12 protein-coding genes are annotated in these 14956 nt (G+C 51.8%); all 12 read right to left on the bottom strand.

What is annotated here, in order from left to right:
• Positions 1-114: 114 nt before the first annotated feature.
• Positions 115-750, bottom strand: a complete 636-nt coding sequence (locus Q7T66_RS13645) for a UbiX family flavin prenyltransferase (RefSeq protein WP_304933872.1) — start codon at positions 748-750, stop codon at positions 115-117.
• A gap of 1 nt (position 751) precedes the next feature.
• A complete protein-coding gene (gene grxD, locus Q7T66_RS13650; RefSeq protein WP_304933873.1) occupies positions 752-1066 on the bottom strand; it encodes a Grx4 family monothiol glutaredoxin in 315 nt (104 codons plus the stop codon).
• A 59-nt stretch (positions 1067-1125) separates the two neighbouring features.
• Positions 1126-3477 (bottom strand): Tex family protein, encoded by a 2352-nt coding sequence (locus Q7T66_RS13655; protein ID WP_304933874.1) that lies wholly within the window; start codon positions 3475-3477, stop codon positions 1126-1128.
• Positions 3478-3972: 495 nt separating this feature from the next.
• Positions 3973-4572, bottom strand: a complete 600-nt coding sequence (locus Q7T66_RS13660) for a hypothetical protein (protein ID WP_304933875.1) — start codon at positions 4570-4572, stop codon at positions 3973-3975.
• Positions 4573-4719: 147 nt separating this feature from the next.
• Positions 4720-4905 (bottom strand): hypothetical protein, encoded by a 186-nt coding sequence (locus tag Q7T66_RS13665; RefSeq protein WP_304933876.1) that lies wholly within the window; start codon positions 4903-4905, stop codon positions 4720-4722.
• Between the two features lie 235 nt (positions 4906-5140).
• Positions 5141-8500: a DUF748 domain-containing protein gene (locus Q7T66_RS13670; protein WP_304933877.1), complete on the bottom strand. Its 3360-nt coding sequence runs from the start codon at positions 8498-8500 to the stop codon at positions 5141-5143.
• 210 nt (positions 8501-8710) lie between these two features.
• Positions 8711-9085, bottom strand: a complete 375-nt coding sequence (mnhG, locus tag Q7T66_RS13675; protein ID WP_304933878.1) for a monovalent cation/H(+) antiporter subunit G — start codon at positions 9083-9085, stop codon at positions 8711-8713.
• A complete protein-coding gene (locus Q7T66_RS13680) occupies positions 9082-9360 on the bottom strand; it encodes a K+/H+ antiporter subunit F (RefSeq protein WP_304933879.1) in 279 nt (92 codons plus the stop codon). Before Q7T66_RS13680 ends, mnhG begins: the two co-directional genes overlap by 4 nt.
• The gene (locus tag Q7T66_RS13685; RefSeq protein WP_304933880.1) at positions 9357-9863 is read right to left on the bottom strand and encodes a Na+/H+ antiporter subunit E; all 507 of its coding nucleotides are present in this window, start codon (positions 9861-9863) and stop codon (positions 9357-9359) included. The genes Q7T66_RS13680 and Q7T66_RS13685 overlap by 4 nt, the downstream gene beginning before the upstream one ends.
• The gene (locus Q7T66_RS13690; RefSeq protein WP_304933881.1) at positions 9860-11488 is read right to left on the bottom strand and encodes a monovalent cation/H+ antiporter subunit D; all 1629 of its coding nucleotides are present in this window, start codon (positions 11486-11488) and stop codon (positions 9860-9862) included. The genes Q7T66_RS13685 and Q7T66_RS13690 overlap by 4 nt, the downstream gene beginning before the upstream one ends.
• Positions 11488-11829 (bottom strand): Na+/H+ antiporter subunit C, encoded by a 342-nt coding sequence (locus Q7T66_RS13695; RefSeq protein WP_304933882.1) that lies wholly within the window; start codon positions 11827-11829, stop codon positions 11488-11490. Before Q7T66_RS13695 ends, Q7T66_RS13690 begins: the two co-directional genes overlap by 1 nt.
• On the bottom strand, positions 11829-14759 hold the full coding sequence (locus Q7T66_RS13700) for a monovalent cation/H+ antiporter subunit A (RefSeq protein ID WP_304933883.1): 2931 nt from the start codon (positions 14757-14759) through the stop codon (positions 11829-11831). The genes Q7T66_RS13695 and Q7T66_RS13700 overlap by 1 nt, the downstream gene beginning before the upstream one ends.
• Positions 14760-14956: the final 197 nt, after the last annotated feature.

Here is a 14956-nt window from a genome sequence, read left to right as displayed (position 1 = left end):
TATATTATGCGCAGGAAGCCATGCGATCAATCAGGAAATCCCAATCGTTTGCGGATGCTTGGTAGATTTAAATTGCGGAATGAAACTGAGGAAGTTTAGAAAAAAACACGCAGATTATTGCGCGTCCGGCTTAACTTTCAAGCCTTGCCAGCGTGGCGTCAACGCATGCTGTATCTCGAATAAATCCAGTACGCGACCAACGGTGTGATCGACCATATCTGCAATCGATGCAGGGCGATGATAAAAACCGGGGAGAGGTGGAAAAATGATGCCGCCCATTTCGGTAACAGCAGTCATATTGCGTAGATGCGCCAGATTGAATGGGGTTTCACGCACCATCAAGACCAAACGGCGGCGCTCTTTTAAAACCACATCAGCCGCGCGCGTGATCAGATTGTCGGACAAGCCATGCGCGACGGCAGCCAGCGTTTTCATCGAGCAGGGCGCGACGATCATGCCGTCAGATTGAAAAGAGCCGCTGGCAATCGATGCGCCCACATCACGCACGTTATGCACGACATCTGCCAACGCTTCGACGTCTTTGCGCTTCATGTCGAGTTCTTGATGCAGATTCAGCATGCCAGCTTCAGAGATCAGCAGATGCGTTTCTACCTCTGCATGATCGCGTAAAACTTGCAGCAGCCGCACGCCATAGATGACACCGGTCGCACCGGTGATCGCGATGATTAATCGCTTCCGGCGCGGTGCTTGCGGCTGCGCTAATGAGAGTGCGTCAGCAGACGCAGTCACATTAAGCTTTCAACAAAGTTTGCAGTTCGCCGGACGCGAACATCTCGTTCATGATGTCGGAGCCGCCGATGAATTCACCTTTGACATACAACTGAGGAACGGTAGGCCATTGGGAGTAATCCTTGATGCCCTGGCGAACTTCTGCGTCATCCAATACGTTGACGGTGATCAGATCCGTTACGCCGCTTTCTTTCAGCAATGCAATCGCTTTGCCTGAGAAGCCACACTGTGGAAATTGTGCCGTGCCCTTCATGAATAAAACAACCTCATTTTGGGTTACGGTTTCTTTGATCCAGGATTGTACGTCGTCGCTCATTACTGCCTCGCTGTGTAAGTTAATGCGTCATTATAAGAAAAACCGGCCGCTTCTGCTGCTTATCCCTTGAGTTTGGCAAAAGCCGCTGCCATCGCGCTACTACCGGACTCCGCTTGCCGTCCTTGTTGGTTCTGATGCTGCGACAGGCGCTTGCTATCGTTACGATCTGCGCGTTGCTCAGGTTTGCTGCCAGCCACTGGTGCGGCATCGGATAAACGCATTGTCAAAGCGATACGTTTTCGTTTCTCATCCACTTCCAGCACTTTGACCTTCACGACCTGACCGGCTTTTACCACCGTGTGTGGATCTTTGACAAAGGTGTTCGACAGCGCGGAAATATGTACCAGCCCATCCTGATGCACGCCGATATCGACGAACGCTCCGAAGGCTGCAACGTTAGTCACCACGCCTTCCAGAATCATGTCAGGACGCAAATCGCGCATCTCTTCCACGCCATCCTTGAAAGTCGCTGTGGTGAACTCTGGACGCGGATCGCGACCTGGTTTCTCCAGCTCTTTCAAAATGTCGGTAATCGTCGGCACGCCAAACTTCTCATCCGCATATTTGGCCGGATTCAAAGACTTCAATGTTTTTTCGTCACCGATGATACTTTTTACATCGCGCTTGATGTCAGCCAGGATTTTTTCAACCAGCGGATACGACTCCGGGTGCACTGCCGACGCATCAAGTGGATTGTCGCTGACCATCACGCGCAAGAAACCTGCAGCTTGTTCAAACGTCTTGTCGCCCAAACGCGGCACTGCGCGCAAATCGGCACGCGATGCAAACATGCCCTTCATGTCGCGATAGCTGACGATGCTTTGTGCAACGCTATTGTTCAAGCCCGACACGCGCGCCAGTAATGGTGCAGAGGCAGTGTTGACGTCAACCCCGACCGCATTCACGCAATCTTCGACGACCGCATCGAGCGAACGCGCCAATTGGGTTTGGCCGACGTCATGCTGATACTGGCCGACGCCGATTGATTTCGGATCGATCTTCACCAGTTCGGCCAATGGATCTTGCAAGCGGCGTGCAATGGATACTGCGCCGCGTATTGAGACGTCCATATCCGGTAATTCGCGCGACGCAAATTCAGATGCTGAATACACCGATGCGCCGGCTTCCGACACAACGATTTTCGTCAGCTTTAATTCAGGACGCAGCTTGATCAAGTCTTGCGCCAGCTTGTCGGTCTCGCGCGATGCGGTGCCGTTGCCGATAGAGATCAATGCAACTTTGTGCTTCTCTGCCAATTGCGACAGCGTGTGCAAAGTGCCTTCCCAATCGTTGCGCGGTTGATGCGGATAGACGGTCGCGGTATCGACCACTTTGCCGGTCGCATCGACCACCGCAACCTTGACGCCGGTACGCAAACCTGGGTCGAGACCCATGGTTGCGCGCGGGCCAGCCGGTGCTGCCAGCAGCAGCGCTTTCAGATTCAATGCAAAAACGTGAATCGCTTCGACTTCTGCTTTCTCACGCAAGTTGGTCATCAACTCGGTTTCCAGATGCATGAAAGTTTTCACGCGCCAGGTCCAGCGCACGGTATCGGCCAGCCATTTATCGGCAGCACGATTTTTATTGCTGATACCGAAGCGCGCTGCAATGCGGCCTTCACACGGATTGTGCGGCGCATCCCACTTTGGTTTTTCTTCTTCGGTATCCAGACGCAAATTGACGTTCAACATTTCTTCGCGGCGACCGCGGAACAATGCGAGTGCGCGATGCGAAGGAATGGTACCGATGGTCTCCGAGTAATCGAAATAATCGGCGAATTTCTCACCGGCATCCTGCTTACCTTCGACTACTTTGGATTCAACGATGCCGTGCTCAGTCAGGTATTCGCGCAAGGCTTGCAGCAACGTTGCATCTTCGGCAAAGCGCTCCATCAAAATCTGGCGTGCGCCATCGAGGGCAGCTTTGGTATCAACCACGCCGGGATTGTCGATGCCATCCACGGTGAACGCAGGCTTCAAATATTTCGCCGCTTCTTCTTCAGGATTCAATGTTGGATCAGCCAGCAATGCATCGGCTAATTCTGTCAGGCCGGCTTCGACTGCGATCTGCGCCTTGGTGCGACGTTTTTGCTTGTATGGCAGATACAGATCTTCCAGACGGGTTTTGTCTTCTGCATGTGTGATAGCGTCGAGCAGCGCCGGCGTCATCTTGTTTTGTTCTTCGATGGATGCAATGACGGCTGCGCGTCGGTCTTCCAGTTCGCGCAAATAGCGCAGGCGTTCTTCCAGCAAGCGCAGCTGGATGTCATCCAGGCCGCCGGTTGCTTCTTTGCGGTAACGGGAAATAAAAGGCACGGTCGCGCCTTCATCCAGCAAGGCGATTGCCGCAGCAACTTGTACGGGTTTGGCCGCGAGTTCGACGGCGAGACGTTGTTCTATGGAAGGCAGCATGAATATTGATTAATGAGTGTAGCGAGCGCTAGATGATACGCAATCTAGACGATTGCGCCAGTCTTGACAGAGGTGAAAACTCGGGAGATGAAATGCAGTTTATTGAGGGATGTTTCTTGTTGTCACGTTTGCTGGTAGCTGATGGGGTGTTTTCTTCGGGCTGGCTCAGTTGCCGGGGGTAGCCCGGCGGCTAGTTACCCTTTTTTGCTTCGCCAAAAAAGGTAACCCAAAAAAGCGACCGCAAGCCGCTGCCCTTCGGGTTCCCGTTTGTGCAAATCAAAAAATGGGAAGCGAACGAAACTCGCTGCGCTCAGACAGCGTTCACTTCTTTTTCCATTTTCTGCTCCGCACAAACGGCAGCGTCAAAGCGGAAGAACGATTGGTTCGGCTCGCCTTCTGCATTGCAGAAGCACAAACCTTAATGACGATGAATTGAAATAGCCGTGTTTGCACTCAGCTAACAAACAAGCTTGCGTGCCTAGGTTCAGCGACGAGTCAGAATACTTTTTCTGTGTCATGAATAATGTCTTCCTTACGCCATAAAAACGGAGCCCACAAAAGATATAGGGCACCTACACGCCAAACTATATAGTTTGCAAGTGCTTTGTGATTTTGGGTACCAATATCCATTTCTAAAATAGCCATAACGTTCACACCGAGAGTAACTAGTTGGAAAACACTAAGTGCAATTGCTGGCTTCACGCCTGGCTTCTTTATCAGCCATATAAGACCAATACACGGAAGACTCATATCTATTAAGAGAAACGTTGCTGATAGTGGCATTAACCCTTTTAGGTAAAGAATTAAGTAAAAGGTCGTAGGAATGACTATCAAACTAATTTGTACTGCGATAGTAGGAAGGAATGGAATTGCTTTTCGATTTAAGAATTTCTTCCCGCACCAAGACGTCACGCCGTAAGCCGCTAACAGCAGCAGTACAAATATGCCGGAATATAGACCAACTGCTAGCCCTGCGATACCTGTAAAAAGGCCTATGCCGTCGTTTGATTTCTTGATGGGAGATTGAAGTTTAGGCCTTTCCTCAAAGAAGGTCTTCCCGCATTGAATGCAATGGGTACTTTTGTCTGAACTCAATGTGAAACATTTATCGCAATACATAAAATCCTAACGTTGAAGGTAAGGGGCTGCGACGCGATGGCGGTTGAAGAATTTCGCCACGTCAGTTCTGCAGTCACTTATGATTGATGGGGTTAGCCCGCGAAGTTAATTGGAGTATTCGTTTTAGTCCTTCCTAGGCGGCCAAAACTCGAAAAACATTCCAACAGCAGTAGTAGCAACAACAACCAATGCTTGAGGCGTTATCAAATCTTTTTCTGGAAATAGCCAATTCAAACCAACAGCAATAGCTATCCCGATGACACAACCTACGGCAGTGCCGGGAGCAACGATAAGGTCGATGATGCTCATAGCGCCTAACTCGGTTTAAACCGGAGAAGTGATGGATAATTTGGGAGCCGCTATGTAACTGGGCGCGCCTTTCCCGTAAAAATTCACATGGTTACTTCATAAAAAAAGTACTGCGAGAATCAGTAGCCGTAAACAAAATCAAAAGCGGCAACATCAATTCTTCTGTAGCGTTGGTCTTTTCCCCTGATTAAAAGCGATTAAAAGTCTGTATCGCTCTGTTTTTTTGCAAGCGCCGTTATTTCAAAGAAAAATCCACACGATTCGCCTTCGCTTTAGCCGCGTCGTCTTTAGCACCTTGATTACCCGACTTCGAACCCAGTATGAAAATCCGCGTATCCGGGACTTTGCCTTCACCGGTCAGCCAGTCCTTCACCGCTTGTGCGCGGCGATTGGCTAGTGAATTCAAATCGTCGTCGCTGACGGTGGCGTTGGTGCTTAAAAGATTTTCCATTTCTTCAACCTGTATATCTTTTTGCAGGCCGACCATATTGCGTGGTTTCTTGAAGTCGGCGTCTTTATAAACACGTTTCAACAAGGCTGGATATTCTTGTGGCGTAATGGTGATGCTGTTTGCTTCAGCGGATTCGCCGCGACCGACCATGTCTTTTAATTTCAAGGCGCGGACTCTGCGGTCTATGGATGCTTTTTTCAAACCTTCGCGATCTGCTTCAGGATCGGTGCGGCCTGTGATTTCGAGTTTCAGCGCAGGGCGATCCACTAATATTTTCGCCATGCTTTTCAGTTTGGTTTCGCTAGCGTCATTGATGCGGGCGCGGCCTGCGTCGAATTCAAGCATCGATAATTCTTCGCCGCCACCGAACATCGAACTCAGCAAGCTGAATGGTGCTGTTACTGCTTTCGTCAGGATATTGACGATGACCTTGACGATCAAGCCGCCTACGGAAAACTGAGGGTCATCGAGTGAGCCGCCTATCGGTAGATTGATGTCGATCACGCCGTTTCTGTCACGCAGCAGCGACAGGGCAAAGCTCACAGGTAGCGTTGTTGCAGTTGGGCTTTCAATTTTTTCGCCTAGCGTTAGTTGTTCTAGAACTAGTCGATTCTGCGCAGTGAGTACGCGATTCTCTACCTTGTAGGCGACGTCAAAAGAGAGCTTGCCTTTCTCGATGCCATAGCCGATGTAACGGCCGGAATAAGCGGATAGCGGCGCCAGTTCCATGCCTTGCACTGCGGCTTTGATATCCATCGTCAAATCGCCCTTGAGCGGATTGATCTTGCCGTCGATGTTGAGCGGTGCGCTATTTACTTCGCCTTTTAAATTGACGTTGGCGCTGGAATTTACATCCGACGACAAGCCACTAACCACTCCACCAAATTTCATCAGGTTGGCGGTGTAGTTTGGTTTGATGAAATTATCGGTAAAGCGAACGTGGCCGCCTTGCATCGTCAATTTCTTGATTTTGATAGGTGGAATATCGCTGGCTGCTTTTGCTGGCGGCGGTAGTACTGCGGTTTTTTCTGCGACGGGTGCAATCGGTGCCGGTGCTACGGTCGGTGCTGCTTCTGTCACGCTTTTTTGTACGCCGCCGGTGTTCACTACGCGGATATCTTGCAAGTTGATGCGGCCGTTTGGATCGAGAATTACGCGTGCAAAGAAATCATTGAGCGCAATTTGATCGATGTTCAGGGCGAGCGGTGAGAGGCGTACATCCATGCCGCCGAAATACAAAGACTTCCAGCGTAAAAATTCACTGGTGCTGAGTTTGTCTACGGTCGCGAGATTGCCCAGCGTCAGATCGCCTTTGAAGCCGCCCAGCAGTTCGCCATTTTTTCCTTCGTCTATTTGCAGCGTGCCTTTGCTGGAGATGTCAGCGCGCGTCAAAAGAATATTGATCTTGTCGGTGATGTAGGGCTGCACTTGCATGATGTCGACGTTCTTCAAGTCGAGCGCCAGATTTGCATGCAAAGGTGCCATGCCGAGATCGCCGCTGACTGCCAGCTTGCCGGTTTTATTGACCGCAGCTTGCAAGTCGAGTTTGCCGCGTGCTCCAGCCTTGGTCGAGATGTCTTGCAGGGCTAACTTCAATGGTTCTATAGTGGTGACAGCGGGACGTTTCAGGCTGCGATCTTCCAATCGTGCTGACCAATTATCGATGCCAATTTTTTTGACATTGACGACGTAAGCAGCGCTGGCATCGTTACTTTTAGTTTTGCTGCTAGCAGGCGCTGCGACTTTGCCGGAGTCTGCGCGTGGTTTGTCTTGTTGCAAAAAGAAAGCGGCTTGATTCGAAACGACTTCATCGACGCTGACGATTTTGCTGCCAGTATCAACTTCAATTTTGCGCACGCTCAGATCAAACTTTTCTGCCTTGGCTTGCATAGGATGCGCAGTCTGCATATCGGTAAAACGCAGCGCGGCATTTTTAATATCCAGTTCTGCCAATGCAAAACTGAGTGCAGCTTTCGGTTTGGTAGGTTCCGCAACCACTGCCGGTTTTGCTGTTGTAGTTGGATCTGCAGTCGTGATTGTTGCAGGTTCGACCGCAGGTTTTTTCGCTGTTTTTAATGGCGCTGCGCCTGTCGGTGGCACCAGCAGATTTTCAAAATTGAACTGCTGATTTGCATTGCGTGTAATGTCAGCTTCTACACCGTTGATTGCTAGCTTGGCGACTTCTATACGATCGCTCAGCAGGCTCGCATCTTTTAATGTGACGGCAAGCTCAGGCAGTTTGATGATGGATTTATTGTCTTGATCATTCAGCTGCAGCGATTTCAACTTGATGTCGCCGCTCAGCAGCAGCGCTGGCGCTTTATCTTTTGGTTGCTGAAAATTCGCGATCAAATGTAGATCAAGGCGTGCACTTGGCACTTTGAAACGCGGCGTGCCCGGGATGTATTTCAAATACGTAGTGAGATCCAGATTGTCCAGATTCAGGTCAACCACAGCTTGTACAGGATCGGCAAAGGGGAGTGTTTTTCCCTTGATCAGCAGCGGCGTGTCGTTGACGTTGGCGCTTAATAATGGCTCGACGAATACATCGATTTTGGAATGCAGTGATGAAATAAAGGGCACGCCGATTTTCAAGTCAGTGACCTTGTGCACGGTCTTGGCTGGTTTGTCATCGAATTCAATATGTCCTCTATCGATCTCGATATTGAAGACAGAAAAGCGCGCCGGTTCTGGCGAAGGCGGTTGGCTATTGATCAGTTCGATGATGTCATCGATGTTGTAATGCGTGTCGTCCTTGCGCACCAGATGCACATACGGCGCGCTGACTTGCAATTGTTCGACTACTGGTGCGAAGCGGAATAGTGATTGGATGGATAAATTGACGGTCAGTGCGTCGAAGCCTGCAAACTTCACATCGCCTTCCGGCTCCATCATCTTGACGTCGCGCAAGGTAAGACGCATCGCGTAAGGGCTGACTTCGACCTGGCCTATTGTGGTTTGCCGATTCAGTTTTTCGGAAATGATTTTTTCAGCTTGCGACTTGATAATGCCGGGCAGCGCAAAGTAGCCAAACAAGCCGATAAAGACGATGAAAATCACCAGCCCGATCGCAGTTCGTCTGAAAGCCGGCTTGCCGGAAAGTTGACGTAAAGACTGGGGCAACTGCTGGAGGGATTTTTGCATGGGAGTCAGCACTGACCAAGAGTGGCGGTGTTCTGATTCTACCAGCGGGATAGGCGAAATGTTGCTGATCTGAATACGCTTTTCTGCAATAAAGAAAAGCGTAGAACTGCGCTCTGCGGATAGTTGAAACTCAGCGCCAACTTGAAGTGTGGCGCTGCATGCCCAGTTTTTTAATTGATGAAGTTTGAATTCAAAACTTCAAATCAACATTCAATCCTTTTTGGAGAATTGATAAACCTCAGCCGCGTCTGCTGGCTCAGCGCGTTTGCCCAGACGCAAATCGCGATAAACCGCTGCACGCATGATCAGCATGGCGACGACCGGCGCTGTCAGCAGAACGAATAAAGAGATGATAATTTCATGAATCACCACGCGCGATTGCAGCACCGAGAAGTACAGCATGGATGCCAGCAATATGCAGCCGGCTCCCAGCGTAACGGTGATCGCCGGGCCGTGTATGCGTTGATAAAAACTCGGCAAGCGCATCAAGCCCAGTGCGCCTATCAAGATGATCGCGCCACCGAGTATCAATAGTAGCGATACCGGTAATGCTGCCCAGGCGGGCAAACTCTCAAAAGTCTTCATTCAATAATCTCCCCACGCATCAGGAATTTGGTCAGCGCGATGGTGGATACAAAACCAAGCAGCGCAATCAACATCGCTGCCTCGAAATAAATCTGACTGCCGAAGGTGATGCCCATCATTAACGACAGCAGCATCGCACACATCCACAGGGTGTCGAGCGCGAGTACGCGATCATGCGCGGTAGGGCCGAGCAACAAACGTACGGTACAAAACAGCATTGCCAGCAGGATGCAGATGAAGGCGAATGCGATAGACCATTCCAGTAGCGTCGTCATGCGTTCTGCTCCTGTTCAAAAATTTCCATCAATGGTTTTTCGTATCGCGTCGTGATGGTCTTTATCCACCATTGCTCGTCATGCAAGTCGAATACATGCAGCGCGAGTTCATGTTTCTCTGAAAGAATTTCGACCCACACTGTGCCCGGCGTTGAATTGATCAGGCACGACAACAGAGCCAGCCCGTAAGGATCGCGCATCGTCAGCGGTATCTTGATGAACTGCGAATTCAATTTGCTCTTGGGCGTAAACAGAATCAGCCAACTAACGTTGAAGCAGGAACGCACAATTTCCACCAAAGCCATGCCGATCAATCGAAATAGCGTGAATGGTTTTTTGATGCGTGGATAAGGCATCGGTTGCAATGATTTTGTCAGCAGCGGCACTACAACAGCAAGGAATGCGCCCAACAGTAAATGGGCCGGCTCTAAAGTTTGATTCAGCAGCAGCCAGAACAGCAGCAATGCAAAAGACATCCAGGGCGAAGGTAGCCAGCGCTTCATGGCGTGCCTCCTTCTTTGCGCGGACTCGGCACCGCCGTGGCATCCAGCACTTTATGAATATATTGCGTAGGCTGATGCAGGTCTTTGCTGGTGCGTGCCAGATATTCGTAGACAGGCCCGGCTTGCACAGTCAAGCCCACGCACAAGATCAATAACAAGCTGATCGGCGCGACTTCTGAAATATGCAGACGTGGCGCAGCGATGGCGCCTGATGCCCAGAAGGTACGCACACCAAAACGCAGCATCGAGATGATCGCGGCTAAACCAGACAGTACGATCAGCGCCATCAAGACCCAGGTCGTTGTGCCGATAATCGTATCCTTAGCCTCAGGATTAAGCATTGCATGGATCAGACCGAACTTCGCAACGAAGCCGGACAAAGGCGGCAAGCCTGTGATGATCAATGCGCACGCGGCGAATGCCAAGCCGAGAAAAGCCAATGCGCCTGGAATGCCGATGCCGGCGGTTTCTTCAGGTGCTTCTTCAATCGCGAACGCTTCCATCGTCAGTGCCAGCATCGCCGCACCCGGTGAGCGTATACGTTCAACCAATTCGATCAGCAACACGAAGGCAGCCATCGCAAGTGTCGAGCCGATCAGATAATACAAGCCGGCTGTGACCAAGGACTCTTGTCCATAACCGATCACCGAGAGCAGCGTGCCGGATGAAATGATCGCGCCATACGCCGCCATGCGACCCGGTGTTTCACTCGCCAACATGCCGGCTGCGCCGAACACGATGGTCGCCATGCCACCCCACAACAATGCTTCGAAGCCAAAGCCGACAGCCGCGCTGGCATCGGAAGAAAAAGCCAGCAACCACAAACGCAAAATCACATAAGCGCCGACCTTGGTCATCAGCACCAGCATCGCAGCAACTGGTGGCGAGGCGGCGGAGTAAGTGGTCGGCAGCCAAAAGCCTAGCGGCCACATCGCGCTTTTCACCAGGAAGGCAATCGCCAAGATCGCCACGCCTATCTTCAACAAGATCAGATCGGTGGTCGCGATGTTCACCAGACGCACTGCCAGATCCGACATATTCATCGTGCCGGTGCTCGCATAAATCAAGGCGACGCCGATCAAGAACAAGAGTGATGCCGCCAGATTGACGGCGATGTATTGCATGCCGGCACGTATGCGATTGGTGTTGTAGCCATGCAGAACCAGACCATACGATGCGGCCAGCATGACTTCAAAAAACACGAATAGATTGAACAAGTCATGCGTCAGGAACGCACCGTTAATTCCCATCAACAGAAACTGGAATAGCGTGTGGAAATGCACGCCTATGCGGCTCCAGCGCAGCATAGAGAACAACAATGCAGCAGTCGCCAACACTGCGGTCAGCAATAACATCATAGCCGCCAGTCTATCGGCGACCAAAGCTATCCCGAATGGCGCTGACCAGTTCGCGGCCAAGTAGACGCCCATGCCTTCAGTCCATTTGCCACTGTCGGTCAGATGGATCAATGCGACCGCAACGGCGAGCTGCAACAGCACGGAGGAAAGATTGACGAAGAACTTGAACTGATGGCGTTTCTCGTTAATCAGGATCAGCAATGCGCCGCACAGTAGCGGCAACAGCACCGGCAGAATGATCAGGTGTTGCATCCAATCCAGCTTCATCAATCGGACTCCTCACCATCGACGTGATCGGTGCCGGTCAAGCCGCGCGAACCGATCATGACGACCAGATAAAGAGCGGTAGTCGCAAAGCCGATGACGATTGCGGTCAATACCAGTGCTTGCGGCAATGGATCACTGAACATCGTGGGATCGGGCACGCCAGCGCCCAGCGTCAGCGGCGGACGATTAACCCACAGCCGACCCATGATGAAGATAAACAGATTGACCGCATACGACATCAACATCAATCCGGTCAGCACCTGAAAACTACGTGGACGCAAGATCAGCCAGATACCCGATCCGAACAACACGCCGATAGCAAGCGAGATAACAATTTCCATTAAATGACTCCTCGCTTGTTGCTTGTCGTGGCCGCTTCATTGGCAATGCCAGCTTGCGGACGACGACTACGTATGGATTGATGCGCCAGCGCGACCAGGATCAACATGGTGGCACCGACCACGACCACGAAGACGCCGAGGTCGAAGAAGAACGCACTAGGAATATGAATTTCTCCCAATAGCGGGAAGTTCACGTGCGCGGTGTGACTGGTCAGGAAAGGATAGCCAAGCGCGACCGCACCGAGGCCGGTAACGCACGCGGTGATCAACCCAAATGACAGCCAGCGTAGCGGCCGCAGATGCAAATGCGATTCCAGCCAGGTGGTACCAGTCAACATATAGTGCACGATGATGGCGACGGCGAAGATCAAGCCGGCGACGAAGCCGCCGCCCGGCAGATTGTGGCCGCGCATGAAGAAGTACGCGACGATCATCGCCATGAATGGCAGCAAAAAGCGCAGATACACGGCAGGGATCATCAGGTAACCGCTCTCAACTTGTTCCGCCGGCATTTGTTTGGCAGCCGGGTCGATGTTGTTGAGTTGTTGCTCAGGCAGTGCCATGCTTTCCGGCGTTGGACGGAAGCGTCGCAGCAAGGCATAAACCGTCAATGCGACGATGGCGAGTACGGTAATTTCCCCCATCGTATCGAAACCGCGGAAGTCGACCAGCAACACGTTGACGACATTGGTGCCGCCACCTTCTGACAACGCGCGCAGCAGGAAGAAGTCACCTATGCTGGCCGGTTGTGGATGCATCAGCACGATGTAACTGACCGCGGCAATACTCAGACCACCTATGATCGCCAGCACCATATCGCGTGAACGGCGCAACCATACTGTGCGTGGAATTTGCATATTCAATTCGCGCGGCACCAGACGGCGAGGCAACCAGCGCAAACCAAGCAGGATCAAAACGGTGGTGACGGTTTCCACCATCAACTGCGTCAAGGCCAGATCAGGTGCCGACATCCAGAGGAAGGTCATGCTGACGACCGCGCCTGTACCGCTGATTAAAATCAAGGCGGCGAGTCGGTGATACTTCGCTTGCCACGCGGCCGCGATTGCGCAGGCACAACCGATCACCCACATCATCGCGAACAGCGGATCGACATTGGTAAAAGAGATATTGCCTAATGTTGGTAAAGGTCTGACGAGTAAAAGCGGTATCGCAATCATCGCCACAATCATCAAGAATAATTGCGGCTGCAGACGTCGCGTGCCCAACCATTTGACCAAAAATGCGGCACCGGAAGACAAGCGCAACATCGTGCTTTCGTAGGCTTGTGCGCCGCTTAATTTGTGGAATACCGGCACGCGATCGCGTGACTGCAAGGTGAAGTATTTGCGCAAGATGACATACAGAGCTATGCCGCCAGCGAGTGCAGCAAAGCTCATTAACAGCGGCAGGTTGAAGCCGTGCCACATTGCCAGATCGTATACTGGCGCGCGCGCGCCAAGTACCGATACCACTGCGCTATCCAAAAACGGTTTGATACTAATGCCAGGAGCAACACCGACGATCAAACAAAGCAAGACTAAACATTCAACCGGGAAGCGCATCCAGCGCGGCGGCTCATGCGGAGTTTTTGGCAAGTCTTGATTCAGCTTGCCGAAGAACACACTAATGAAGCGCAAGGAATACGTCACGCTGAAAATACCCATCGCGACCGCCGCATAGGACATCCACCAGCTATCGTTGCCACCGACCAGCGCGGTTTCGGCAAAGAACATTTCCTTAGACAGAAAGCCATTCAACAAAGGCACGCCGGCCATCGCTGCGCTCGCGACAATCGCCAGCGTCGCCGTGATCGGTAGAGCATGTCGCAAACCGCGCAAGACGCGCATATCGCGGGTGCCGGTTTCGTGATCGATGATGCCGGCAGCCATGAACAACGATGCTTTAAAAATCGCGTGATTCACTGTGTGGAAAATCGCCGCGACCATGCCTAGCGGTGAGCCTATGCCCAGCAATACCGTGATCAAGCCAAGATGGCTGATGGTGGAGTAGGCCAGCAAGCCTTTGAGATCGTGCTGAAAAATCGCGACGAAAGAACCGAGTAGTAGGGTGCAGACACCAGCGCCAGCAATGATCCACATCCATTCTTCCGTGCCGGACAAAGCTGGCCAGAATCGCATTAACAGGAAAATACCGGCCTTCACCATCGTCGCCGAATGCAGATATGACGATACCGGTGTAGGCGCAGCCATCGCATGTGGCAGCCAGAAATGGAAAGGGAATTGCGCACTTTTGGTCAATGCGCCCAGCGCGACCAGTATCAATGCCGGCAAATACAAATCATGTGCGCGTATCAGGTCGCCAGCTTCAAGCACGGTATCGAGGTCATAACTGCCGACGATATGACCGATGATCAGCACGCCGCACAGCAGGCACAAGCCGCCAGCACCGGTCACCGTAAATGCCATACGCGCACCACGTCGCGCATCGATACGGTGATGCCAGTAACCAATCAATAAGAAGGATGTGATGCTGGTCAGTTCCCAGAACACCACGAGTTGAATCAGATTGCCGGACAACACCACACCCAACATCGAGCCCATGAACGCCAGCAGAAACGCGAAGAAGCGCGGCACTGGATCTTGCTCGGACATGTAATAGCGCGCATACAGCACGACGAGCAAGCCGACGCCCAGCACCAGCATCACGAACAGCCACGCCAGCCCATCCATGCGCAACATGAATTCCGCGCCGAAGGCCGGCATCCACGCAGCTTGATAACGGACTACTTCTCCTGCGCCGACTTGTTGATACAGATATACCGAAATGAGCAGACCGAGCAATGCGACGCCACCGGCCAATATTGATTCACGATTGCGGGCGTTAGCCGGCATGCATGCGGCGATCACGCTACCGATGAAGGGCGCGATAACGATGGTGAGTAGCAATATGGATTCGGGAATTCTGTACATGCGCAGTAAATCTTCAGGAAAAATAATCAGCCAATATCAGTAAAAATCAGCAGACACGGCTCGCATCGCATGGGCGCGAGAATTCTTGATTGATAAAAATATCTCCTCAATGTGTAGAGATCAGCGTATGACTTGCGTCGGTCACAGTCCAGGACTGGATACAACTCTCAACAACCAGACTAAAGGCCTGACAGGTT

This window comes from Herminiimonas sp. (genome assembly GCF_030655415.1).
The sequence above is the reverse complement of the archived record's forward strand: the minus strand, read 5'-3'. Positions and strand labels throughout refer to the sequence as shown.